Annotated in this window: 19 protein-coding genes; 11 read left to right on the top strand and 8 right to left on the bottom strand. The window is 58.0% G+C overall.

The window, feature by feature from the left end; all coding sequences use genetic code 11:
* Positions 1-12: 12 nt before the first annotated feature.
* Positions 13-1,137: an aldose epimerase family protein gene (locus tag INF32_RS01185; RefSeq protein ID WP_226386591.1), complete on the top strand. Its 1,125-nt coding sequence runs from the start codon at positions 13-15 to the stop codon at positions 1,135-1,137.
* A gap of 345 nt (positions 1,138-1,482) precedes the next feature.
* Here INF32_RS01185 and INF32_RS01180 read toward each other — a convergent pair whose 3' ends face one another.
* The 3 genes from INF32_RS01180 to rbsK are packed head-to-tail and all read right to left on the bottom strand — an operon-like array spanning position 1,483 to position 4,534.
* Positions 1,483-2,505, bottom strand: a complete 1,023-nt coding sequence (locus INF32_RS01180; RefSeq protein ID WP_226386590.1) for a nucleoside hydrolase — start codon at positions 2,503-2,505, stop codon at positions 1,483-1,485.
* A gap of 45 nt (positions 2,506-2,550) precedes the next feature.
* Positions 2,551-3,564, bottom strand: a complete 1,014-nt coding sequence (locus INF32_RS01175) for a GRP family sugar transporter (protein WP_226386589.1) — start codon at positions 3,562-3,564, stop codon at positions 2,551-2,553.
* A gap of 52 nt (positions 3,565-3,616) precedes the next feature.
* Positions 3,617-4,534: a ribokinase gene (gene rbsK, locus INF32_RS01170; RefSeq protein ID WP_226386588.1), complete on the bottom strand. Its 918-nt coding sequence runs from the start codon at positions 4,532-4,534 to the stop codon at positions 3,617-3,619.
* Positions 4,535-4,700: 166 nt separating this feature from the next.
* On the opposite strand from rbsK, the gene INF32_RS01165 reads away from it, so the two are divergent.
* On the top strand, positions 4,701-5,711 hold the full coding sequence (locus INF32_RS01165; protein ID WP_226386587.1) for a LacI family DNA-binding transcriptional regulator: 1,011 nt from the start codon (positions 4,701-4,703) through the stop codon (positions 5,709-5,711).
* Here the strand turns inward: INF32_RS01165 and INF32_RS01160 are convergent.
* A complete protein-coding gene (locus INF32_RS01160; RefSeq protein ID WP_226386586.1) occupies positions 5,702-6,643 on the bottom strand; it encodes a DUF5106 domain-containing protein in 942 nt (313 codons plus the stop codon). The two genes, INF32_RS01165 and INF32_RS01160, sit on opposite strands and share 10 nt — an antisense overlap.
* A gap of 274 nt (positions 6,644-6,917) precedes the next feature.
* On the opposite strand from INF32_RS01160, the gene INF32_RS01155 reads away from it, so the two are divergent.
* From INF32_RS01155 to INF32_RS01130, 6 genes are all read left to right on the top strand, one after another.
* Positions 6,918-7,490, top strand: a complete 573-nt coding sequence (locus INF32_RS01155; protein ID WP_226386585.1) for a porin family protein — start codon at positions 6,918-6,920, stop codon at positions 7,488-7,490.
* A 235-nt stretch (positions 7,491-7,725) separates the two neighbouring features.
* Positions 7,726-8,340 (top strand): porin family protein, encoded by a 615-nt coding sequence (locus INF32_RS01150; RefSeq protein ID WP_226386584.1) that lies wholly within the window; start codon positions 7,726-7,728, stop codon positions 8,338-8,340.
* A 150-nt stretch (positions 8,341-8,490) separates the two neighbouring features.
* Positions 8,491-10,047, top strand: coding sequence for a putative glutamine/gamma-aminobutyrate antiporter GadC (gene gadC, locus INF32_RS01145; protein WP_226386583.1), 1,557 nt, complete (start codon positions 8,491-8,493; stop codon positions 10,045-10,047).
* Between the two features lie 2 nt (positions 10,048-10,049).
* The gene (gene glsA / locus INF32_RS01140; RefSeq protein ID WP_226386582.1) at positions 10,050-11,015 is read left to right on the top strand and encodes a glutaminase A; all 966 of its coding nucleotides are present in this window, start codon (positions 10,050-10,052) and stop codon (positions 11,013-11,015) included.
* Between the two features lie 123 nt (positions 11,016-11,138).
* Positions 11,139-12,401, top strand: a complete 1,263-nt coding sequence (locus INF32_RS01135) for a sugar MFS transporter (RefSeq protein ID WP_226386581.1) — start codon at positions 11,139-11,141, stop codon at positions 12,399-12,401.
* A gap of 567 nt (positions 12,402-12,968) precedes the next feature.
* On the top strand, positions 12,969-14,234 hold the full coding sequence (locus INF32_RS01130; protein ID WP_226386580.1) for a YeiH family protein: 1,266 nt from the start codon (positions 12,969-12,971) through the stop codon (positions 14,232-14,234).
* A gap of 1 nt (position 14,235) precedes the next feature.
* Here the strand turns inward: INF32_RS01130 and INF32_RS01125 are convergent, their stop codons facing one another.
* On the bottom strand, positions 14,236-15,627 hold the full coding sequence (locus tag INF32_RS01125) for a glycoside hydrolase family 28 protein (RefSeq protein WP_226386579.1): 1,392 nt from the start codon (positions 15,625-15,627) through the stop codon (positions 14,236-14,238).
* Positions 15,628-15,796: 169 nt separating this feature from the next.
* Here INF32_RS01125 and INF32_RS01120 point away from each other — a divergent pair, with 169 nt between their 5' ends.
* Together INF32_RS01120 and INF32_RS01115 are read left to right on the top strand one after the other, a co-directional pair.
* A complete protein-coding gene (locus tag INF32_RS01120) occupies positions 15,797-20,224 on the top strand; it encodes a hybrid sensor histidine kinase/response regulator transcription factor (RefSeq protein ID WP_226386578.1) in 4,428 nt (1,475 codons plus the stop codon).
* 123 nt (positions 20,225-20,347) lie between these two features.
* Positions 20,348-21,457 carry a glycoside hydrolase family 88/105 protein gene (locus INF32_RS01115; RefSeq protein WP_226386577.1) on the top strand — a complete coding sequence of 370 codons (1,110 nt, stop codon included), beginning with the start codon at positions 20,348-20,350 and terminating at the stop codon, positions 21,455-21,457.
* A gap of 292 nt (positions 21,458-21,749) precedes the next feature.
* On the opposite strand, the gene INF32_RS01110 is transcribed toward INF32_RS01115, so the two are convergent.
* Genes INF32_RS01110 through kduI form a run of 3 tightly spaced genes read right to left on the bottom strand, consistent with a single transcriptional unit; the run spans position 21,750 to position 24,588 of the window.
* Entirely contained in the window at positions 21,750-22,889 is a 1,140-nt protein-coding gene (locus INF32_RS01110) for a DUF4861 family protein (protein ID WP_226386576.1), read from the bottom strand.
* Positions 22,890-22,897: 8 nt separating this feature from the next.
* On the bottom strand, positions 22,898-23,686 hold the full coding sequence (locus INF32_RS01105) for a gluconate 5-dehydrogenase (protein WP_317172703.1): 789 nt from the start codon (positions 23,684-23,686) through the stop codon (positions 22,898-22,900).
* 59 nt (positions 23,687-23,745) lie between these two features.
* Complete coding sequence (gene kduI, locus INF32_RS01100; RefSeq protein WP_226386574.1) at positions 23,746-24,588, bottom strand: 5-dehydro-4-deoxy-D-glucuronate isomerase; 843 nt, start codon at positions 24,586-24,588, stop codon at positions 23,746-23,748.
* Positions 24,589-24,817: 229 nt separating this feature from the next.
* Here kduI and INF32_RS01095 point away from each other — a divergent pair, with 229 nt between their 5' ends.
* Positions 24,818-25,444 carry a TetR/AcrR family transcriptional regulator gene (locus tag INF32_RS01095; protein ID WP_226386573.1) on the top strand — a complete coding sequence of 209 codons (627 nt, stop codon included), beginning with the start codon at positions 24,818-24,820 and terminating at the stop codon, positions 25,442-25,444.
* Positions 25,445-25,468: the final 24 nt, after the last annotated feature.

The following is a 25,468-nucleotide window of genomic DNA, read 5'->3' as shown; positions in this document are numbered from 1 at the left end:
GACAATAAACAGATGAAAAAACTTCTTTTCGGCGCATTGCTGTTGCTCGCCGCATCCTGCACGAAGAAACAGGAGCCGTTCGCCCTGCTTCCGGTTTCGGATTTCGACACCACGCTCAACGGGAAAGCCGTATCGCTCTACACGATCCGGGGCGGCGACCTGACCATGCAGGTCACCAACTACGGAGCCCGGGTGGTAACCCTCTGGGCTCCAGACCGCGAAGGCAGATACGAAGACGTGGTACTGGGATACCAGAACATCGACCGGTATGTGAACAACACGGGCGAACGCTTTCTGGGTGCCGTGGTAGGCCGCTGCGCCAACCGTATCGCAGGGGGAACGTTCACCCTCGACGGCGAAACCTACACCCTGCCGCAGAACGACCACGGACAGACCCTGCACGGCGGTCTGAACGGTCTCGACCGCGTGGTGTGGAACGTGGATTCGGTGAAAGCCGACCGTCTCGTCCTCTCTTATCTGGCCGCCGACGGCGAGGAGGGATTCCCCGGCAACCTCTCGATCACCATGACCTACACGCTTACTCCGGAGAACGGGTTCAAGATCACCTACCGGGCCACGACTGACAAACCGACCGTGGCGAACATCTCGCACCACTCCTTCTTCAACCTCAAGGGCGAAGGCAACGGAACGGTCACCGACAACCTACTCACGATCAACGGCAGCGCCATCACCCCGGTCGATTCCGTACTGATCCCCACGGGAGAGATTCTGCCGGTCGAAGGCACTCCGTTCGATTTCCGCAGCGCCCGGACCATCGGGGAACGGATCGACCAGGAGAACGTCCAGCTCAAAAACGGACGCGGATACGACATGAACTGGGTGATCGACCGCAAGAGCCCCGACGACGTGGAATGGATTGCATCGCTTTACGAGCCTGTTTCGGGACGCGGAATCGAGGTATGGAGCGACCAGCCGGCCCTCCAGTTCTACAGCGGAAATTTCTTCGACGGCTCGACCACAGGCAAAACGGGTAAACCGCTCCGTTTCCGCGAATCGGTGGCACTCGAAACCCAGAAGTACCCCGACGGGCCCAACCATCCCGATTTCCCCTCCACGATACTTCGGCCGGGCGAGGTCTACACCCATACCTGCCTGTACAAATTCTTCACGAAATAGTACAGGATGCACTCCTTCTTCGGAAGGAACGCATCCCTATATAATTATACGGATTCACCCCCTGTCACGAACGTACCGTGACAGGGGGTGAATCACATCCCGGAGCATGAAGTCCCGGTTCTTCGTCGTCCCGGCCCGGGAAAAACGAAACGGTCCCGGTGGCCGATTCCGCTCTTTCCGGAAGACTCTCCGCGCAAGGCTCTCCCGCCCCCGGGACCGTGCTGCTCACACACGGTCCCGTTCCGGGCAGGAGCACTCCCGACGCAAAAGAGCTTCCAAAAAGAGACAGAGACTTATCGGGCGGAGCCGGTGTCTCCCGATTTTGGGAAACACCGGTTCCGGTTTTTATTTTCCGCCGTAGACGCGGGGAACCCGCGTAATCATCCGGATAAAGTAGTCGCGCACGCGCCGGCTCTGCTCGGGCGTAATGGTCAGATAACTCCGGTTTCCATCCGGATCGGCTTCGAAAAGGGTCTGGGAGCCGTCCGTCACCACGATCCGACCGGGACCGCTCGTACCGAAATATCCGGCATCGGGCTCCACGGCATAGAGTACCGTAGTCACATCCCAGGTCTGACGGTCGTAAGGCATCGGCTTATAGACCTTGTAGGCCTCCACCATCGGATGCGGCACCGCGTATTTGAAGTCGTTCAGGATAGACTCGCAGGGATAGAGCACCTCCTCTCCCACCTCCCAGGGACTGGTCACCACCGGCGTGGGCCAGTTGCGGAATACGTCCTGTGCGGCAGCCCTGTCGATCCGGATATTGTATTCGGGCCGGATCGGCTTGGGGGTAAAGTCCCCCGCCATCATATAGAGCCCCTTCACCTTGCGGCGTACGAGTTCGCGGCCGTCCAGCGCAGAATACCCGTCGGGTTTCGATGCGAGCAGGCGGGAAAGATTCGTGGAAAAACCAACGGCGACGATCGCCACAGAACCGTCTTCGGCTTCGGCCAGCAGACGGCGCATCAGATCGACGCTCTCGGGCAGTTTAGTATAGTCCTTATGGCTCCGTTTGTAACGCTTGTCCTTCGACACGACGGAAACGTAGCTGTTCACCCGGTCGCAGTTGGCCCCATCGGTGATACGGCCGATCGGAATGTCGGGAAACCCGTAAAAATTGTTCATGATGTCGATATATTCGACGCTGGCCAGCTCCTCCTTGTTGGAGGTGATGCCGAGCAGGTCGATCCGCCCGTCCTCCACATACTTGTAAAGCAGGTCGAGCGCCAGGGCGTCGTCCACGTCGTTGCCCATGTCCGTGTCGAAAATCACTTTCAGGGGCTTGGGCGACGGCCCGGCAGAGACGAAGAGCCCCAGCACAAGCATGGCCGCCAACAGAGAGAAGGATTTCATCTTCATTTTCATATCGTCGGTTTAGCAGTCAGACAAACAGGAACTTCCCGGAACCGGTCAATTTCCGCCCGAGAGGATGATCAGGGCCAGTCCGCCGATAAAAAGCAGGAACATAAGGGCCAGCAGCAGATTGGTCGTCCGGGACGCCCCCTTGAACTCTTTCCAGATGAAGACGCCCCAGATGGCGGCGATCATCGGCGCGCCCTGCCCGAGGGCGTAGGAGATGGCCGCACCGGCCTCGCCCGCGGCAATATAGCTGAACGCCGTACCCAGCGCCCAGATCATACCGCCGAGCACCCCCACCAGGTGGGTGGAAAGGCTCCCCTTGAAATACTCTTTATAGGTGACCGGAGCGCCCACGAACGGCCGGCGCATCACATAGGTGTTGAACACGAAGTTGCTCAGCACCACGCCGCACGAGAAGACGAACAGCGCCGTGTAGGGCGTCATCATGCCCGGCGTGGGCTCCACGAAGTTGTTCAGGTCCATGGCCGCCGCCACGAAGCGGTAGAAAAACGCCATGATGACACCGGCCAGAGCAGCCAGCACGATTCCCTTGCGGCTATGGCTGCGGTTCGTCTCGTTGCCTTTCTGTTGCAGGCCGGAAGCCACTCCGTTGAAGACGATGGCGGCCACGATCAGCGCCACCCCCAGGAAAAGGATCACCGGATCGCCCTTCGGAGCACCGATATAGTTGATAATCACACCCAGCACCAGCGCCAGCCCCACTCCCAGCGGGAAAGCCACGGCCAGTCCGGCCAGCGAAATGGATGCCGAAAGCAGGATATTCGAGGCATTGAAAACCACGCCTCCCAACAGCACGCTGCCGATGCCCGACGCATCCGCCTGCCGCAGGTCTTCGAGGAACGGACGTCCGCCTTCGCCGTGGCTGCCCAGCGTAAAGCCGATCAGCAGACTGAAGAGCAGCATTCCGATCACGTAGTCCCAGTAATAGAGTTCGTACCGCCAGTTCTTCGAAGCGAGTTTCTGGGTGTTTCCCCACGAGCCCCAGCAAAGCATCGTAACGATGCAGAAGACGACTGCCAGAGCATAACTGTTCACAATAAACATATCAGTCAGGTTTTAAGTTAGTATTTCCGATTGATCAGATCCCGGTCCAGAACTACCGGGCGGAGAGAAACTCCTCCACCTCTTTCCGTCCGGGCGCAGAGGTCTGCGCCCCCATGCGCGTCACGGAGATGGCCGACGCCCCCGAAGCGAAACGCACGGCCTCGTGCAGTGTCTTTCCCTCCACGAGAGCCGTCACCAGTGCCCCGTTGAAGATGTCGCCCGCCGCCGTCGTATCCACGGCATCCACCCGGAAGGCGGACACCGTCTCGTGCCCCTCCGGTGTCAGGATGAGCGCGCCGGCTCCCCCCATCGTGACGATCACGTTGGGAACACCCGTCCGGGCGATCGTCCGGGCGGCTTCGAGAGCGCTCGCCTCATCCGTCACCTCCACGCCCGAAAGCAGGGAGGCCTCCGTACAGTTCGGCGTGATGAGCCAGAGCTTCGCCAGTATGTCGTTCGCCAACCGGGCGGCCGGTGCCGGATTGAGCACCACCTTCACGCCGGCGGCATGGGCCGTCTCCACCGCATAGGCCACCACATCGAGCGGTATCTCCAGCTGAATCAGCACGTAGTCGGCGCCGCGAATCTCCTCAGAGGCCCGGTCCACATCCGCCCGGGAAAGGGTGGCATTGGCGCCCGGCGCCACGACGATGGAGTTCTCGCCCGCATCGTCCACGGCAATCAGCGCCACGCCGGAAGCCGAAGCCCCGTCGCGGCCGATATGACGGGTGACGATTCCGTCCCGCTCGTAATTCTCCACGGCGCTGTGGCCGAACTGGTCGTCGCCCGTCCTGGCGACGAAGACGACCTGCCCGCCGAGACGGGCCGCGGCCACGGCCTGATTGGCCCCCTTGCCGCCGGCATTTATCATGAACTCGCCTCCGATGATGGTCTCCCCCGGACGGGGAATGCGGGAGGTCTTGATGACCAGATCCGTATTGGAACTGCCTATCACTACGATTTTACCCATGTTTCAGGTTCGGTTTTCAGGTTTACAGAATCGGTTTCAGGTAAAGTTTTGCGCAAACGTTTGTCCAAAAGTACGCAAAGATTTCAATTTTCCAAAATTTTATACCGTTTTTGTTGCGGAATATAAAATAAAAAGATACCTTTATCGCATATATTATTGTTATACAATGGACAAAACAACCATAACGGGCATCGCCCGGACCACCGGCTTCTCGATTTCCACCATCTCGAGGGTGCTTAACGGGAAAGCCGAAAAATACCGGATCAGCAAAAAGACCGTGCAAATCATCGAGGACGAAGCGCAGCGCTGCAACTACTCCCCCAGCATGATCGCCCGCGGACTGAGAACGAACAAAACCCATACCATAGGCCTCGTGGTGCCCTGCATCGACAACCCGTTTTTCGCCAACGTGGCGAGCGTGATCGTGCGCGAAGCGAAAAATGCCGGATATACGATTGTGCTGATGGACAGCGCAGAGAGCGAGACGGGCGAGGCGGAGTGCGTTCGGTCGCTGCTCTCCCACCGCATCGACGGGATGATCGTCGTGCCGTGCGGCACGTCGCCGGAACATCTGGAGAGGATCGACCGGGAGGGCGTTCCCGTGGTACTGGTGGACCGTTATTTCGAGAACACCGTGCTCCCTTATGTCAGCACGGACAACTTTTCCGGGGCCTACGAAGCTACCGAGCATCTGATCGGCTGCGGCCACAGGCGGATCGTCTGCCTGCAGGGAATCCCTTCGGCCACCCCCACGCGCAACCGGGTGGCGGGTTACCGCAAAGCCCTCGCCGACCACGGACTGGCGGACAACGCGCTGGTCGTAGGCAACGACTTCTCGGTACAGAACGGATACGGCGAGACCAAACTGCTGCTGACCGGAGGCACGCCTCCCACGGCGCTTTTCGCACTGAGCAACACGATCGCCCTGGGAGCCTACAAGGCCATCCGCGAGGCGGGTCTCACAGTCCCTCACGACCTGTCGCTGGTCTGCTTCGACAACTATATGTATCTGGATTTTCTGGAACCGCCCGTCACACGGGTGGCCCAGCCGATCGACGAAATCGGCGTACTGGCCATCAAAATCCTGCTCCGCACGATGGAAAAACGGGACGAAAAGCCCGGACAGCTGTTGCTGCCCCCCACTCTGCTGCTGGCCAAATCGGTCCGTCAGCTCTGATCCGAAGCCTGTTCCCGTTCAAGAAAAGCGATCACCTGTCCCACCGAAAGACAGTCCTTCAGCAACACCGTCTTGTCCCGGCCCAGCAGGTACAGCGTCGGAATCGCCTTCAGGTCGTAGAGTTCCCCGTCGCGCAGGGCCAGGGAGGCGTCGTAGGCATTGATCCATTCCGGCGGAATGTCATTCCGGTAATTCCGCCAGGCGGTCAGGTCCTCGTCGGGATAGACGGCCAGCACCCGGAGCCGCCCCTGTCCGATCCAGCCGGAGAGCAACGGCGAAGCCGAAATCTCCTCCCGCATCCGTTTGCAGGCAGGACAGTCCGGATTGTTGAAGAACAGGAGCGTATAGTCGGCCTTCACACCGTAAAGCGTTCCCGTCGCACCGGAAGCCAGCGTATAGGTGAAATCGGCAGCCCGCGTACCGGCTCGGTTGCGCAATGCCCAGGCCAGCCGGTCCCTGGGCAGAATCTTCTCCGCTTCCGGCACCCGGGGCGAGGAGACGACATGTTCCAGCACCGGAATATAGAGCTCCTCGTCGCGCATCGGAGAATTAGGATCGTAAAGATATTTGTCGAACAGATCGGCAAACCGCCCGAACACCACGCTGTCGGTCTCCAGGGCGCGGTCCAACAGATTCCCCACCGCCGTTTTCCGCTCTTCGGGAGCCAGCAGCCCCAGCACCTGCACGTAATTAGCAAAAGCCTGCTCGGTCACCTCGCCGGAAAAGACGAGAGCCGTGTCCGCAAAGTCGTAACGATCCCAGAAATGTCGTCCCAGATAGGCGGCCCTCTCCTCCGGCAAGGTAATCACGGCCGGTATCTCCGGCAGCGCGAACCCGTCTCCGGCAACCGCACCGGCACCGCCCCGGCCGCAGCCGGAGAGCAGACAGAGGCAACAGCACGCCCCCCACGCTATTCTCGAAAAAGTCATCATATACCGATTCATTCCGACCCCAAAATACGAATTTTCCGGGTTCATCCCGACCGGATTCCGGAATATTTTCCTTTATTTTATCGTACTCCACCCCCCGACGGAAATAATACCATGAAAAATAACCGCTTCTCTTGCGTTCCGTAACCGCGAACAGGACCCTTTATTCCGATTTCCGAAAAAAATAACGAATTTATATGTCTAAAAAATATATTTTAATGATATATTTGTGCATTGAATTTTTTACACCTATAAGTCCAACCAAATTTAAAGTATTATGAAAAAACTCGTTTTACTTGTTGCATGCGCTTTCGTAGCTGCCGGAGCTTTCGCCCAGCCCAAGCTCGGAATCAAGGCCGGTCTGAACCTGGCAGACATTTCGAATGTAGAGGATTCGAAGATGAAACCCAGTTTCTATGCCGGTGCATTCGTGGATTTCCAGATTTCCGACTTCTTCACCCTCAGCCCCGAATTGCTCTACTCCCGTCAGGGCGCTTATTTCAAGGAAGGCGATCTCAAACGCTGGGAGCGTCTGAACTATCTGAATATCCCGGTAATGTGCAAATTTACCGTTGTGAAGGGTCTTTCGGTCGATGTAGGTCCTCAGTTCGGTTTCAACCTCAACGGCAAAGCCAAGATGAAATACGACGATCAGGAGTACAAAACTTCGATCAGCGACGAATTCAACACGTTCGATTTCGGTCTGAACATGGGTCTTTCCTACATGATCTCCGAGAAATTCGACGTGGCAGCCCGTTATAACCTGGGTCTCACCGACGTTGTGAAAGACAACGAAGGCGATGCCTGCCGCAACGGCGTTATCCAGATCGGTGTAGGATACCGTTTCTAATCCTGTCCGATCCGACAAACACAGCGGAACCGTTTCAAAACGGTTCCGCTGTTTCTTTTTCCCCACCGGCATAAATCCGGCCGGCCGCGCAGCCTCGGATACCGCGAAATGTCCTTAAAGTAACAAAATATACTCTAAAAGTTGAAAAGTTGCTCGAATCCGGCATAATTATTATTTATTTGAATTGCCAAACGGCAAACACCGATTCATTATGTCCAATTTAATAAATCCGATTATGAAAAAAGTATTGTTGCTCGCAGCCTGCGTTGTCATGGCAACCGGTGCATTCGCCCAGTTCTCCTGGGGTATCAAAGGAGGTCTCAACGTCTCCAGCCTGACGGACGTGCCCACCAACCAGATGAAGACGGGTATCTATGTGGGCGCATTTGCCGAATACAAATTCAACGATTTCATCGCCATCCAGCCCGAAGTGGTCTATTCGCGTCAGGGTGTGGCCTATGGCATCGTGAAAGAGGGAGACAGCAAATTACGGAACCGCGTCCGGGCCAACTACATCAACATTCCCGTACTGGCCCGCCTCTACCTGCTCGACAACCTCACTCTCGACCTGGGACCTCAGATCGGTTTCGTGCTGACGGCCAAAGATTTCTCTAAAGGCGTGGATACGAGCGACGGACGCGACGTGGTGAACGCCAAGAGCCGGCTGGACAAGAACAGCTACAATGTGGTGGACTTCAGCATCGCCATGGGCGCCACCTACAATCTGAACGAAAATCTCTTCGTTTCGGCCCGTTACGGACTGGGGATCACCAACTTCTTCGACAAGGACCTGACGGGAATGAAAGGGAAAAACAGCGTGATTCAGCTGGGCATGGGCTTCGTGTTCTAAGCCGTTTCGCCCCGAACATAGAGCGGAAGGCCTCCTCTGGAGGTCTTCCGTTTTTTTATCCCTGCGGCAAGAATTGCACACTCTTTGCAGACATTGCGTCAGATCGGGAATCGACCGACGACATTTTATCTAATCACTAATCACACGTATATGGATGTAAAGAAAAACACCGGGTTCAAATTGAGTGTCATGACACTTGCAATTATGAACATCACCGCCGTGGTGAGCCTGCGGGGATTGCCGGCAGAGGCCGTTTACGGTCCTTCGTCGGCTTTCTACTACCTCTTCGCGGCGATCGTGTTCCTGATTCCCACGGCGCTGGTGGCCGCCGAACTGGCCGCCATGTTCGCCGACAAACAGGGCGGAGTGTTCCGTTGGGTCGGCGAAGCGCTGGGACCGAGGACCGGCTTCCTCGCCATCTGGCTGCAATGGATCGAGAGCACCATCTGGTATCCCACCGTGCTCACTTTCGGAGCCGTATCCATCGCCTTCATCGGCATGAACGAGAGCCACGACATGCTGATGGCCTCCAACAAGGTATTCACCCTCGTCGTGGTACTGCTCATCTACTGGGTGGCCACCTTCATCTCCCTGAAGGGACTGGACTGGGTCGGAAAGATCGCCAAGATCGGCGGCGTGGTCGGCACCATCATTCCGGCCGGACTGCTGATCGTCCTGGGTATCGTCTACCTGAGTACCGGAGGCCATAACCACATGGACATGAGCCAGGGCTTTTTCCCCGACCTCTCGAAATTCGACAATCTCGTACTGGCGTCGAGCATCTTCCTTTTCTACGCGGGTATGGAGATGATGGGCATCCACGTCATGGACGTAAAGAACCCCACCAAGAACTACCCGAAAGCCATCTTCATCGGTTCGCTCATCACGGTACTGATCTTCGTGCTGGGCACCTTCTCCCTGGGCTTCATCATTCCGGCCAAGGACATCAACCTCACGCAGAGTCTGCTGATCGGCTTCGACAACTACTTCCAGTATCTGCGCATGAGCTGGGCCTCGCCCGTTATCGCCGTCGCCCTGATGTTCGGCGTACTGGCCGGTGTGCTGACCTGGGTCGCAGGTCCCTCGAAGGGTATCTTCGCCGTGGGCAGGGCGGGTTACCTGCCTCCTTTCTTCCAGAAAACCAACAAGCTCGGCGTACAGAAAAACATCCTGATGATCCAGGGCTGCATCGTCACCGTACTGGCCCTGCTGTTCGTGGTGATGCCTTCCGTACAGTCGTTCTACCAGATACTCTCGCAGCTGACCGTCCTGCTCTACCTGATCATGTACCTGCTGATGTTCTCCTCGGCGATCGTCCTGCGGTACAAGATGAAGAACGTGGTTCGCCCGTTCCGCATCGGCAAGGGCAACGGCCTGCTGTGGCTCGTGGCCGGAATCGGCTTCTGCGGCGCCCTGCTGGCCTTCATCCTGAGCTTCATTCCGCCCGGACAGATCGCAACGGGCAGCCACACGGTATGGTTCTCGGTACTGGTCATCGGCTGTATCGTGGTGGTCGTAGCCCCCTTCATCATCTACGCTTCGCGCAAACCGTCGTGGAAAGACCCCGAAGCGGCCGAGGAATTCGCCCCGTTCGGCGTACAGTACATGCAGCAAATCGGTGACGCGCCGGCTCCGGCCGCCGCATCCGGCACCGCTTCCGCCGCTCCCGGCCAGAAAAAGGCAGAAACTCCTAAAAACACCAAATAAACATGAGCGACAAAATTTCCGTCTCCCTGATGCAGGAACTCCTGCAGGAGGCATACGACAAAATCAAGAACGACACGGGCGGAGCGAACGCCAACTATATCCCCTATCTGGCCAATATCCCCTCGTCGCTGTTCGGTATCTCGGTCTGCCTGTCCAACGGCGAAGTCGTGGAGGTAGGCGACACGAACTATGCGTTCGGCATCGAATCGGTCTCCAAAGTCCCCACAGCCATCCTGGTCATGAAACAATACGGCGCACAGACCCTGCTCGACAAGATCGGGGCCGACGCCACGGGACTTCCCTTCAACTCGATCATGGCGATCCTTCTGGAAAAGGACCATCCTTCCACGCCTCTGGTGAACGCGGGTGCCATCGCCGCGTGCAGCATGGTCAAACCCACAGGCGACCCGAACGGCAAATGGGAAGCCATCACCGACTTCCTCGAAGCGCTCTGCGGCAGCAAACTGGTGCTGATCGACGAACTCTACAAGTCGGAAACGGCCACCAATTTCAACAACAAGTCGATCGCCTGGCTGCTCAAGAATTACGACCGCATCTACGACGATCCCGACCTGTCGCTGGACCTCTACACCCGGCAGTGTTCGATGGGCGTCACGACCCGCCAGCTCGCCATCGCCGGAGGCACGATCGCCTCGGACGGCGTGAATCCGGTGACCGGAACGAAAGTATTCGAAGCAGGCATATCGCCCCAGATCGTCTCGCTGATCGCCACCGTCGGGTTCTACGAGCACACGGGCGACTGGCTCTACACTTCCGGCATCCCGGCCAAAACGGGTGTGGGCGGTGGCGTGATGGGCGTCGTCCCCGGACTGATGGGCATCGCGGCCTTCGCCCCCCCGCTCGACAGCGCGGGCAATTCGGTGAAAGCCCAGAAAGCGATCAGGTACATCGCAAACAAACTCGGAGTAAACGTTTTCGGACATAAAAAGTTCGAAATCGTTCAATAATGGGTGCACAATCGTTCTTAAAAGCATCCGGCGGTATGCCGGATGCTTTTTTTATGCGATTTTTTTCCTACTTTTAGACTCGAAACACTGCCAACGAGTCAATATCAATAAAACTTCACCTGAATGAATACCAACAAAAGTTACCTGTTCAGCATCTACGTCATCGGGGCGCTGTTCTTCATTTTCGGTTTCGTCACCTGGATCAACAGCGTGCTGATCCCCTTCCTCAAACAGGTCTGCCAGCTCACCAACTTCGAAGCGCTGCTGGTCACCTTTTCGTTCTACATCTCCTACTTCGTCATGGCCCTGCCGTCGTCGTGGGTGCTCAAAAAGACCGGTTTCGTCAAGGGAATGTCCCTCGGACTGATCGTCATGGCCATCGGATCGGTCATCTTCATCCCCGCCGCCCTCGACCGCAACTACATTCTCTTCCTGCTGGGCCTCTTCATCCAGGGCACCGGACTGGCCCTGCTCCAGACGGCTTCCAACCCCTATGTCACCATTCTGGGTCCGATCGAAAGCGCCGCACAGCGAATCTGCATCATGGGTATCTGCAACAAGGTGGCCGGCATGATCGGCATCTTCCTGCTGAGTTACCTGCTCTTCTCCGATATCAATTCGATCAGCGAACACCTGGCCACCACCACGGGCGAGGAACACGCCCTGCTGCTGAGCGAACTTTCCCATAAAATCATCATTCCCTATATCGCCATCACCGTCCTGCTCCTGCTGCTGGGTTTCGCCATCCAGAAAGCCCACCTGCCGGAGATCGACGCCGAATCGAACGTATCGGAAGGCGAAGTCTCCCGCAAGTCGATCTTCAGCTACCCTTACCTGTGGCTGGGCGTGCTGACCCTCTTTTTCTATACGGGGGCCGAAGTGGTCGCCGTCGATACGCTGGGTCTTTACGGCAAATACTGCGGACTGACAGACGACGTGGCCACGAAACTCGGGACATACAGCCTGCTGGCGCTCACGGTCGGCTACATCCTGGGCATCCTGCTGATCCCGAAATACATCTCGCAGCGCAAGGCACTGGCCGTCTGCGCCGGGCTGAACATCGTCTTTCTGGCCCTGGCCCTGCTCACCACGGGCAAACTGTCGATCTTCTTCATCGTCATGCTCAGCTTCGGCAATGCGCTGATGTGGCCGAGCATCTGGCCGCTCTCGATCGAAGGACTCGGTAAATACACCGGCACGGCATCGGCCCTGATGATCATGGCCATCGCCGGAGGCGCCACGATTCCCCTGCTCTACGGAGCATGGGCCGACGCTATCGGCGGCAACCTGCACCTGCCCTACCTGATTCTCCTTCCGAGTTACATCATCATCCTGCTGTTCGCCACCCGCCTGTACAAGATCGGACGCGGACACGAAAACGCATAAATCAAAAGGAAATCATACAAAAAGGGGCTTGAGGCCCCTTTTTTGATAAAAATTCCCTCCTTTATGACAAAATTTCCCACCCCGGACGAAGTTTCTGCATTAGTTTTGCAATATGAAATCAGACCGGTGGATTCCGGGAACGATCGACGACATTATCCGGGCAGGAAAGCCCATCCGATAATAACGGTCTACCTAACTCAGTTTAGGTGGTTTTTTTAGGGTAGTTAGTTTTTTTAGGGTGCCGGTGTAGTTGAGTTCTTCAGCTATACCGGTTTTTTTATGCCCTTACGATCCCGTAGCCGTTTATGTATCCGCCCTCCTTGACTCCGGCACTGCGATTCCGCTCTCCGCACGGAACGGAAGCCTGTCCCTGTTCCCGGGAATGCAGTCGCTGCCGGACGAAAAAAAGACACGGCACATTCCGTTCCCTCCCCCCACACGTCTTCCCCGTATCGCGCCCCGGAAGGAATCCGCTCTTTATCTCGCTAATTTTACGTATATTTACGTATTGCAGAATCGGGCGGGAACCGCCAATTTTGTCCCTTGAAATCAGACAAAATGAAAACCATGACAAAACGTTCCGCCGACCGCGTACAAAAAAACATACGCCCCCTGCTCTCCGAAGAGTGGATCATCGTCTGTGCGGGCGGGCTGCTGCTGCTTTTTTCGGTGATTTTCCCGCACCTGATGCCTGCCATGCCCCGTACGCTCGGTAACGCCGCGGCCTGGATCGACGCCCTCTATCTTTTCGCCGTCATCCTGACGGTCATCGCCGGCTGCCAGTTCGTCCTGCGCCGCCCGGTGCGGGGCCTGCCCCTCTCGCTGCTGGCCATTTTCGGCATCGCCGTCCTCTCGTCGGCCGTGTCGTCCATTCCGATCATCAAGGAATGGGGATTCGAACCGGTCTTCTTCTCGGTGATCTTCGGACTTCTCATAAGCAACATCGGCCGCGTACCCGAATGGATCAAACCGGCCGTTCAAAGTGAATTCTATATTAAAATAGGTATCATCTGCCTCGGCTCGACCATCCTGTTCGACAGCGTGATGCAGTCGGGAGCCTACGGACTGATCCAGGCGCTCGCGGTAGTGGTCACGGTCTGGTATTTCGCGTTCTGGATTTCGCGCCGGATGGGTGTCGACCGCCAGATGTCCACGATGCTTTCGAGCGCCGTGTCGATCTGCGGTGTATCGGCAGCCATCGCCACCTGCGGCGCCATCCGCGGCGACAACAAAAAACTCTCCTACATCATCTCCCTGGTGCTGGTCTGCGCCGTCCCGATGATGTACGTGATGCCGTGGCTCGCCGAGCTGATGGGGCTCAGCCAGGAGGTGGCGGGTGCCTGGCTCGGCGGCACGATCGACACGACGGGCGCTGTCGCCGCCTCCGGAACCATGCTCGGAGAGCAGGCGGCCCAGACGGCCATCATCGTCAAGTCGTCCCAGAACGTACTGCTCGGACTGGCCGCCTTCGCCATTTCGCTCTACTGGTCGTACAGCGGTCAGGAGCGCGAGGAGAAGCCCACACTCGGCGTGATCTGGGCCCGCTTTCCGAAATTCGTGGTCGGATTCGTCCTGGCCTCGCTCGTCTTCAGCTTCCTGCTCGATGCGGAGACGGCCCAAGCGGCAGGCAAGGTAACCAAAGGGTTCAGCAACACGCTTTTCAGCATCGCATTCGTCTGCATCGGACTCGAAACCCGTTTCCGCGACATCTTCTCGCGCGAAAACCGGCGTCCGTTCAAGGCCTTCATGACGGCCCAGCTCTTCAATATCGTGGTCACGCTTGCGGTCGCCTATGTGCTGTTCGGCATCGTGAAACCCTATTTCGAACGGTAAGTCACTCCACTGCTTTCCCGTCGATCCGCAGATTCCGGTACTCGATGTTCCGGGTCTGCCCGATCACCCTGTTTCCTTCCGGAACACGGTCCCAGCGGCACTCTTCGATGCGGATGTCGGAGACGTTCAGCCGGTCGGCATAGGCATCTATCAATACGCCATACCGGCTCTCCCCGCAATGTACACGCTCCATACGGATGTTGCGCACCACGGGGAAATAGCCCCGCGAACACTTCTCTTCCGGCTCGTAATTCAGATTGACCTTGAGCACGGCCTCCTTGCAGCGGCCCACTTCCACGTCCCGCACGAAGATATTCTCGATCACACCGCCGCGGCAATCGTTGGTTTTGATCCGGATCACCCTCTCCAGCTCGGGACTGTCCATCGTACAGCGCTCCACGAACAGATTGCGGAAACCGCCCGAAATCTCGCTGCCGATTACCACGCCCCCGTGTCCGTTCTTCATCCGGCAGTCGCGGACGATGATGTTCTCACTGGGCAGCCCCGCCCGCCGTCCGTCGGCGTTGCGCCCCGACTTGATGGCGATACAGTCGTCGCCCGTATCGAAAAAACAGTTCTCGATCAGCACGTTCCGGCACGACTCGGGATCGCACCCGTCGCAGTTGGGCCCCCCGAAGGTGTGTATCTGTACCCCGCGCACCGTCAGCCCGGTACACATCAGCGGATGAATCACCCAGAACGGGGACCGCGTCAGCGTGACATCTTCGATCAGCACGTTCTCGCACCGATAGAAATTGATCAGCTGGGGCCGCAACCCATCCTCCGGGGTCAGCACCCGCTCCTCCACGGGCACGTTCCGTTCGCTCCATTCCAGCAGTTTGGGACGCCCCGTCCGCAGGGAAACCATCCCCTCCCGCCATCCGTAGCGGGTCTGTCCCTTCATGGACCACCAGTTGTCGGGACCGGCTCCCCCGTCGATCTCCCCTTTCCCCGTCACCGCAATATTCCGCTCCCCATAGGCATAGATCAGCGGATGAAGGTTATAACAGTCGATTCCCTCCCAACGGGTCAGCACGGGAGGATAAAGGGCCGGATCGGTAGCAAACAGCAGCGTGGCCCCGGCTTCGAGATGCAGGTCCACTCCGCTCCGCAGGGTCAGCGGCCCTGTATGCCACACACCCGCAGGAATCAGCACCCGGCCTCCGCCCGCTTCGTGGCAAGCCTCGATCGCCCGGCCGATCGCTCCGTGGTTGAGCGCCTTCGGGTCATCCGGCACGGCGCCGTAATCGACGATACTGAACGTACGGTCCGGAAAAGCGGGGACGGAAATCTCCCGTTCTATGGCGGGACAGAGCGTCGTCCATTCCCTTGCGGCTCCTGCCCCGGAAAGGGCCGCAAACAACGGCAAGATCAGAAAAAAAATCCTTTTCATCATCCATCATTTCGTCCGAACCAACGGACCGGACGGTTTAAAAATACGATTATTTTTTCGGAAAACGACAAGAAAAACGACTGCCCCCTCCGAAAAACGGACGCAGGAGAGGACGGACCGGGGACAAAACCGAATATTTTCCTATCTTTGTCCCGCTACCCGGTTCCCGATGAAACGATTGTTCCTGTTCCTCGTCTCCGCCCTGTCCGCCCTCCGTCTCGCAGGCGCCGCGCCCGAATGCGTGTTCGAGCACTATTCGTCGCTGGACGGACTGCCGCACAATGCCGTACTGGACATCTACCACGACCGGCAGGGTTTTCTGTGGATATGCACGTGGTACGGGCTGAGCCGTTTCGACGGGTACACGTTCAAGAACTACCAGACCCTGCCGGGCGACTGCTCGCCGCTCACCCACAACCGTTTCTTCAAAGTCACGGAAGACGCCCTGGGCTACCTCTGGGTCACAACCTACGACAACAAACTGTTCCGTTTCGACCGTAACCGGGAACAGTTTACGGACGTGGTGCGCGCCTCCGAAAAACTGGCCGGCACGAGTTTCAAGGTGAGCAGGTACCTCAACGCTTCGGGGCACGACACATGGATCGCCCTGGAGGAGGCGGGGCTGATCCGGGTGACGAGCGGGCCCGACGGCGAGGTGAACGTGACCGACTATTTCGACAACGAGGAGATCGGCAAAAAGATCACCGGCCTGTTCGAAGAGAAAAACGGCCGTATATGGGTCGTTTCGGAAACGGGCATCGCCTGTCTCTCGCCCTCGGAAAAGGACTACGACATTTCGCTCTTCTCCAGTGCGTCCGACGTCTCCTCGATCGTGGAGATGGACCGGTTCGTCTGTTTCGGAGCCGGTACCGAGCTGCTCGTCCTCGACAAACGGACCGGACGGGTTACCCGCCTGCACGTCTGCGAGAACGACCGTATCGCCGCACTCGAGAAATCGCCCGACCACGAAACCCTCTACATCGGTACGGCCCGCTCCGGTATCGTCATCTACACCCCGCGCGACGGACGGACAGAACGGGCCGCCGGTTGTCCGGGCCGCCTGCGGGAAATGGTCGCAGACAGCAAAGGACTCGTCTGGGTGACGACCTCCAGCACGGGTATCGTCCGGTTCGATCCCCGCACGAAAAACTACAAACATTTCGTCCACGAACGGAATGCGGTCCCCTACTACAACGACTCCATCACAAAAATCGTGGAGCGCAACGGAGTGCTGTGGATCAAGATGAACCGCTTCGGGTTCGGCTACTACGACCGCAAACGCGACGAGGTGCGTCCCTTCTACAACGTTCCTTCACCCGGGGAGACCTCCGCCCGAATGACGAACGCCATTACCTGTTTCGAAGTAGACCCCAACAACGTGCTCTGGCTCTCTACCTACTCGCGCGGCCTGACCAAAGGGACCATCATCCAGCGGCAGGTCTCTCTGCTCGCGCCGGACAAGCATCCGGAAAACATGGCTTCCAACGAGATACGGGCCCTGTGCCGCGACCGGAACGGCCACCTGTGGCTCGGCACGAAGACGGGAAACCTGTTCTGCTACGACAGCCGTTTCCGACAGCTGCACCGGTTCCCGGAAGAGGGAGGCCCTTCCCGGTTGGGACAGATCTATACGCTGAAGACGGATTCGCGCGGCGACCTGTGGATCGGTACCCGCGACAACGGTGTTTTCCGGATGCACAAAGAGGGGGAGCGTTTCCGCTTCACACACTTCGGCCACCGGGACGACGACCCGTTCAGCCTGAGCAACCGGACGATCTTTTCGATCGCCGAAGACGGACAGGGGCGCATGTGGTTCGCCTCCTACGGCGGGGCGGTCAACCTGCTCGAATCGGAAGAACCGCCGGGCCCCGACGGCGAGGGACGGGGACGTTTCCTCCACCCGGGCAACAGTTTCCCGAACTTTCCCGCCGGCCACGGACAGAAGGCCCGTTACATCCTGCCCGACGGAAACGGACGCATGATGATGGGAACCATCGAGGGGCTCATCCTCTTCGACCCGACACAGACGCCCGAAGAGATGGAGTTCCGCCTCATCCAGAAAATTCCCGGCGACACCCTCTCGCTGGGCAGCAACGACATCGTTCACATCATGCGCGATTCGAAAGGACGCGTGTGGCTCTCTTCGCTCGGAGGCGGGCTGAACCGGCTCACGGGATACGACGGCGAAGGACATCCCCGTTTCGAGGTGTACTCCACCCGACAGGGGCTTTCGAGCAACTTCGTCTTCGCCTCCACGGAGGATGCCAAGGGCAACCTTTGGCTCTCGACCGAGAACGGACTTTCGAAATTCGATCCCTCGACCCGGACATTCAGCAACTACTCCCGGTACGACGGCATTCCCCCCGCCTCGTTCAGCGAAGCTACGGCCCTCTCGCTGCCGGACGGACGGCTGCTGTTCGGCAGCACGTCCCGGCTCTTCATCATCACGCCCGACAGCATCCGCTCCTCGAAAGAGGATTTCCACCTCACCTTCACCAAATTCGAAATCCGGAACCAGGAGGTCTCCCCCGGCGACGACTCGCCCCTGAAACAATCGGTCTCCGAAGCCCCGGACATCACGCTGCCCTACGACTATTCGCTGTTCCGGATCGAATACGCCTCGCTGAACTACCGGATGCAGCCGAGGCTCAACTATACCTATATTCTGGAGGGATACCAAAGAGACTGGACGCTGGCCGGCAACATCCGGAGCGCCACCTACTCGAACGTCCCGCCCGGGCATTACCGGTTCAAGGTCCGCTGCTATGCGGAGGACAACCCCAACATGAACGACGAACGGTCGCTGGCCATCACCATTCTGCCTCCGCCGTGGAAAACCACCTGGGCCTACATCGGTTACGTCATTCTGGGGACGATCCTGCTTTGGACGGGCTGGAAAATCTTCTTCACGCTCTTCTCCCTGCGCAACCGCGTACGGATGGAGCGCAGGATGACCGAAATGAAACTGCGTTTCTTCACCAACATCTCCCACGAACTGCGCACCCCGCTTACGCTGATTCTCGGCGGCATGGAAGAGGTACAGAAACGGGAACGGCTCTCCCCCCGCAGCGAAAGCAACCTCGCGCTGGCCCGCAAGAATGCCGGACGGATGCTCAACCTAATCAACCAGCTGCTTGACTTCCGCAAGATCATGAGCGACAAGATGGAGCTGCGGGTGAGCCGCACGGAAGTGACGGAACTGGCCCGGGGCGTACTGGCCGACTTCGAAAGTTCCGCCCATGAACGAAGGATCGAACTGACGGCCGACCTTCCGCCCGCCGGCCTGCAGGCATGGATCCACCGCTCTCGGATCGAAAGCGTGCTGAACAACCTGCTGGCCAACGCCTTCAAATTCACTCCCGACGGAGGCCGCATCACCCTTTCGGTCGAACACCCGGAAGGGTCTCCCGAATTCACCGTCACGGTGAGCGATACGGGTATCGGAATTCCCCGGGAGAAACAGTCCTACATCTTCGAACCGTTCGCACAGGTGGAGAACAAAATGAGGACCGGTCCGGGCAGCGGCATCGGACTGGCCCTGTGCAAGGAGATCATGGAGCTGCATCACGGTTCGATCCGGGTGGAAAGCCGTCCCGGTGCGGGATCGCGTTTCATCCTCACGCTGAAAATGGGCAATGCCCATTTCAGCATGGAGCAGATCGACTTTACGGACGGAAACCGCGCCTACCGCACCACATCGGAATACCTTACCCTCAGCGACGATCTTCCCGGCGGGCTGAACCGGAACGAACCGACCGCCCCGGCCGACGCACCCCGCGTACTGCTCGTGGAGGACAACCGCGAACTGCGAATCTTCCTCTACAACCAACTTTCGGAGACGTTCCGGGTAACGGAAGCCTCCGACGGTGCCGAAGCCCTCGTCCGGATCGGAGAGGAGGAACCCGACATCGTGGTCACCGACCTGATGATGCCGAACATGGACGGTCTCGAACTGGTGGGACACATCCGCGACAACTTCGCTACGAGCCACATCCCGATCGTGATGCTCACGGCCAAGACGACCATCGGAAGCCGTCTCAAAGCCATGCGTTACGGAGCGGACGACTACCTGACCAAACCGTTCAGCATCGAACTGCTCCAGGCCCGTATCGACAATCTGATCGCCCAGCGACGCAAACTGTTCGAGAAATTCACGAACCTGCGGACAGACGCCCCTGCCGGGGAGTCACCGGAGACGGAAACACCCCGGAAAACGGTCGATCTGTCGCCCGCCCGGATCGTCGTGACCGACCGGGACGAAGAGTTCCTGAAGGAAGTGACCGGATGGATCGAACACAACATGGACGACCCGGAACTGACGATCGACCGGCTCGCCTCCCACGTCGGACTGGGACGCACCACCATGTACAACAAGCTCAAGAGCCTTACCGGAAAATCCCCCGTCGAGTTACTGCGCGAATACCGTCTGGCCCGGGGACGGATGCTGCTCGAATCGGGACAGGTCTCCGTCTCCGAAGCGGCGTACAAAGTGGGCTTCTCCGACCCGGGATATTTCAGCAAATGTTTCAAGGAACAGTACAAAGTCTCTGCGGCCGACTTCCTGAAACAGGTCAAAACCCGAAATCACTCATCCTAAAACAGAACCGAATGAACATCTTGTTGAAATCAGGAATACTCCTGCTGACACTCGGGACAGCGGGCGCGTTCCCGTTCGCGGACGGACAGCCCCCCCCCGGACACGAAACCCTGGTCGGTCCGCATGGCCGAATCGGAAATGCGGCGCCACCCGGTTCCCTATCTGTTAGACTCCCCGAAAGGACTTCCCGAGTGGAACTACACCACGGGGCTGGAAATCCATGCCTTCATGGACGTGTACAACCGGTACGGAGATCCCGCCATGTGGGACTACGTCCTGCGGTACGCCGACACGATGATTACGGACGAAGGCGACATCCGCCGCTATGTGCTTGAAAAGTACAACCTCGACCACATCAAGCCCGGCACCCTGCTCTTCCAGGTTTACGAACACACGGGCGAGACCAAGTACAGAAAGGCGATGGACCTGCTGCGCCGCCAGCTGCTCCTGCAACCCCGCACCCACGACGGAGGATTCTGGCACAAACTGATCTATCCCCGTCAAATGTGGCTGGACGGTCTCTACATGGGCTCTCCCTTCTACGCCATGTACATCGCCCGTTTCGAAACGGGCGAAGCCCGCACACGCGATTTCGAGGATGTCGCCCGGCAATTTCTGCTGATGGCCGAACACAGTTACGACCCCGTCACGAAACTATACCGCCACGTGTGGGACGAAACCCGCACCCAATTCTGGGCGGACAAGACCACCGGACTGGCACGACATTCCTGGGGCCGGGCCATAGGATGGTACCTGATCGGCATCGTGGATGCACTGGACTACATCCCCGAGGGGACGAAAGGCCGCCGCGAAATGATCGAAATCTTCCGTAACCTCTACCGGGAACTGCCCCGCTATGCCGATCGTCAGACAGGCATGTGGTACCAGGTTCTCGAACTGCCCGACCGGGCGGGAAACTACCAGGAGGCTACCTGTTCGGCCATGATTACCTACGCCATGCTCAAAGGTATCCGCATGGGTTACCTCGACGCCTCACTGCTGCCGCAGGCCAAAAAGAACTACGAAAATCTGGTGAAGACCTTCATCCGCGAGAATCCCGACGGTACGATCTCCCTCACCCGCTGCTGCGAAGTGGCCGGCGTGGGCGGGGTCGGGACGAATGCCACGCGCAGCGGCACATTCGACTACTATATCAACGAAAAAATCCGCGACAACGATCCCAAAGGCGTCGGTCCTTTCATCTGGGCTTCGCTCGAGTACGAAGCGTTGTAGGATAAAAAATAACGGATACCGACGACACGATCCGTTCCCAAACGTCCCCCCTCCCGCCGGAAGGGGACGTTTCCATACCGGCACTGTACCGCCACACCGCGCACCGGATTCTTTTCCCGCAACGACACCCCGTTCCCTACGACCGGACACGCCGGACGGACGGCATTCGCCCGACCGAAATCCATGACAGAAAGCCGGCCTCCGGCACCCTCAAAAACGAACGAAGGAACCCGAATATTCGGGTTCCTTCGTTATCAAACAAACCGGAAATGACGGTTCCGGAAATCCAAATCTATTTTCCGGCTTTGACAGTCACGGTCATCGGATTGGCGATCTTCTGGGCGGCATCCTTCACGACACCCTCCCAGACGGTCACGTCGGGCACCGAAGCGCCGCTCCAGCCGCTGCCGATGTAGTACACCAGCGGCTGGCCGTTCCGGGCCTGACCCACCATCAGCATGTGACCCTCGGCCTCCAGCGAACTGTCGGCAGCGGGCATGATGACGGCCAGCGAAATGTCGCCGTCCTCCTCGGGCTGCTTCGAATCGGAAGCGGCTTCGGTGATACCGGCATACGTATCGGACGTAAACTTGCCCTTCACGTCGTGCATCACGACACCGGCAGCCACGGGCATCGTCTCGAAATCACCCGAATAGATATTGGTCATTTTCGTAAAAGGCGTGTTGGCGTCCAGCGAAATGTATTTCACCAGCGACACACTGTCCTCTCCGGCCGCGAAAGGAGCGTAAGTCAGTTTCACGGTCGTGCGCAGCGGGCCGTTGTCCAGGTTCTGCTGGGTGGCGTAATTGCGGCTCATCCACAGTTTGCCGTCCACGAAGGGAGCGCAGGCACCGGCGCCCAGCGTACGGCCCACCTTGTAGCAGTCCATGCCGTCACCGTAGTTGGTATGGTAATGACCGCGTTTGTAACGCTCGTCGATCACCATCTTCTCGGTGCTCTTCACCCACACGTCTATACCGGGCGTCACGAGCATCTCCTTGGGAGTGGTCTCCAGGGCGGGACCGTAGAGACGGTAAGCCACCATGTTGTTCTCCCAGGCATAGTCGTCGGCACGCTCGGGCACGTAACGGCCGTAAGCCTTCACGGGATACTTCTCCCGAACGCCCTCGACCACCTTATAGGTACTCTGGCCCGACGCGGGCACCGTCGCTTCGAAAATCAGCGTCCGGGGCACCGTATCGCCATAAAAAACAGCCTGCGAAGGCACTTGTGCCCCCTGGGCGTCGAGCACCACCACATTCTCCGGGGTAAGACCGGCCAGCCCGGCGGCCACATCGGCCCAGGCAACCTCTACGACCTCGGCATTGCGGTCTGCGACCAGCGGATTGCTGACGGTCAGCTCCACCCCGGGAGCCGAACAGCAGGCGGAAAGCACCGCTGCGAAAGCGGCTGCGAAAAGCACCTTTTTCATCGTCCGCATTATTTGGGCTGTTTACCGATATAGGCCAGGATACCGCCGTCCACATAGAGCACGTGGCCGTTCACGAAGTCGGAAGCCGACGAAGCGAGGAACACGGCCGGGCCCATCAGGTCTTCGGGCGTGCCCCAGCGGGCAGCCGGAGTCTTGGCCACGATGAAAGCATCGAACGGATGGCGCGAACCGTCGGCCTGACGCTCGCGCAGGGGAGCCGTCTGGGGCGTGGCGATATAACCCGGGCCGATACCGTTGCACTGGATGTTGTACTCGCCGTACTCCGATGCGATGTTGCGGGTCAGCATCTTCAGACCGCCTTTGGCTGCGGCATAGGCCGAAACCGTCTCGCGGCCCAGTTCGCTCATCATCGAGCAGATGTTGATGATCTTGCCACCGCCCTTCTTGATCATCGAAGGGATCACGGCTTTCGATACGATGAACGGAGCATTCAGGTCCACGTCGATCACCTGGCGGAACTCGGCGGCGGTCATGTCCACCATCGGAATCCGCTTGATGATACCGGCGTTGTTGACCAGAATGTCGATCACGCCCACCTCTTTTTCCACCTTGGCCACCAGAGCGTTCACCTGCTCCTCGCTGGTCACGTCGCAGACGTAGCCGTGGGCCTCGATTCCCTCTTCCTTATATGCGGCCAGACCTTTGTCCACCAGTTCCTGTTTGATGTCGTTGAAAACGATCTTGGCGCCGGCCTTGGCGAAAGCCGTAGCCAGGGCGAACCCGATTCCGTAAGAGGCGCCCGTCACCAGGGCCACCTTGCCTTCCAGGCTGAACATGTTGCACTTGCAGTTCATAATCAATAGGTTTAAAAATTGACGATTCGGTTACGATTCTTCTAACGCAGCTCGGTCGTTGCGCATCCGTCCATGTCGTTGTAGTCGAGGTTCTCCCCGCACATGCCCCAAATAAAGGTATAGTTGCTGGTGGCGCAGGCCGAGTGGATGCTCCATTGGGGGGAGATCACGGCCTGCTCGCCCTTCATCCAGATATGGCGGGTCTCCTTCGGCTCGCCCATGAAGTGGCACACGGCCTGGTCGGGAGCGATCTCGAAATAGAAATAGACCTCCATCCGCCGGTCGTGGGTGTGGGCCGGCATGGTGTTCCACACGCTGCCCGGCTGGAGTTCGGTCATCCCCATCTGCAACTGGCAGGTGGGAAGCACCTCCTTGACGAGCATCCGGTTGATGAACCGATGGTTGCTGCCCTCCAGCGAACCCATCTCCATGACCACGGCGTCTTTCTTGGTCACCAGTTTGTCGGGATAGGCGGTGTGGGCCGTAGCCGAGTTGAAATAGAAGCGGGCGGGATTTTTACTGTCCTTGCTCTTGAAATAGATCTTGCGGTTGCCGCGGCCCAGATAGAGGGCCTCCTTGAACTCCATGTCGTAGCTCTTGTCTCCGGCCACCACCACACCGGGACCGCCGACGTTGATGATGCCCACCTCGCGGCGTTCGGTGAAATACTCGGCCCGCAGCACGTCGATCGGTTCCAGTTCCAGCGTTTCGTTCACGGGCACGGCACCGCCGGCGATAATCCGGTCGAACATCGAATAGACCATGTTCACCTCGTCTTCCACCATCACATTCTCCATCAAATAATGCTCTCTGAGCTGTGCGGTGTCGTATCTCTTCGCATCGGCCGGATGCGAGGAGTAACGTACTTCGTAGTTTGTTTTCATCTGTTTATGGTTTAATAGATCACACGTCGTTCGTTCTTTCGCCTTCGCGGGCGAACATACAAATATCCCCTTTTTTCTTCATTTGTGCAAGTGTACCGTACGCCTTTCACTCCGAAATAAACGAAAAGCGCATGAAAATGTATGATTTTGACAGGAATTTTTAAAAACTTTTTTTGTTTTATAAGTTTTCAGGTTTTATATTTGCAACGCTTAACGCAACGGAACCATCATGCTCGACAAACAACACATCATCGCAGAGACGACGCGGATGTTCATACAGCAGGGCGTAAGGGCCATCCGCATGGACGACATCGCATCGCACATGGGAATCTCCAAACGCACCCTCTACGAACTGTTCGGCGACAAGGAAAATCTGATCGGCCAATGCCTGGCCTACCACTTCGAAAGCATCGACCAACTGATGAAACAACGCACGATGAAGGCCCGCAACGTCATCGAGGAGTTCATCTACCTGCTCGACGACTGGGACAGCATCATGGACGGCAACATGAAACTGATGGAGGGAATCAAGAAATTCTATCCCCGCATCTACGAAGAGGCTACGCAGGACAAGGAGAAAGGGGAATACCGGCTCAATATGTTCAAAAACAAGATCCGCGACGGCATCCGCGACGGCATCCGCGACGGGTTCTTCCTGCCGGACATCAACGTGGAGCTGGCCATCATGATTTTCACCGATTCGGTGTACGGCCTGATTACCCGGCCGGAGCGTTACTCGCAGAGCAATATCACCCCGTCCGAAGCCTTCAAATACATTGTGACCTATTTTTTCCGGGGTATTTCGACCCAAAAAGGAATCCGGTTGCTGGACGAATACACCCTCGGCAAACGATAGCCGGACAAACCGATCTCCGCACCG

This window comes from Gallalistipes aquisgranensis (assembly GCF_014982715.1).
In the GTDB taxonomy this organism is placed as follows: domain Bacteria; phylum Bacteroidota; class Bacteroidia; order Bacteroidales; family Rikenellaceae; genus Gallalistipes; species Gallalistipes aquisgranensis.
The sequence above is the reverse complement of the archived record's forward strand: the minus strand, read 5'-3'. Positions and strand labels throughout refer to the sequence as shown.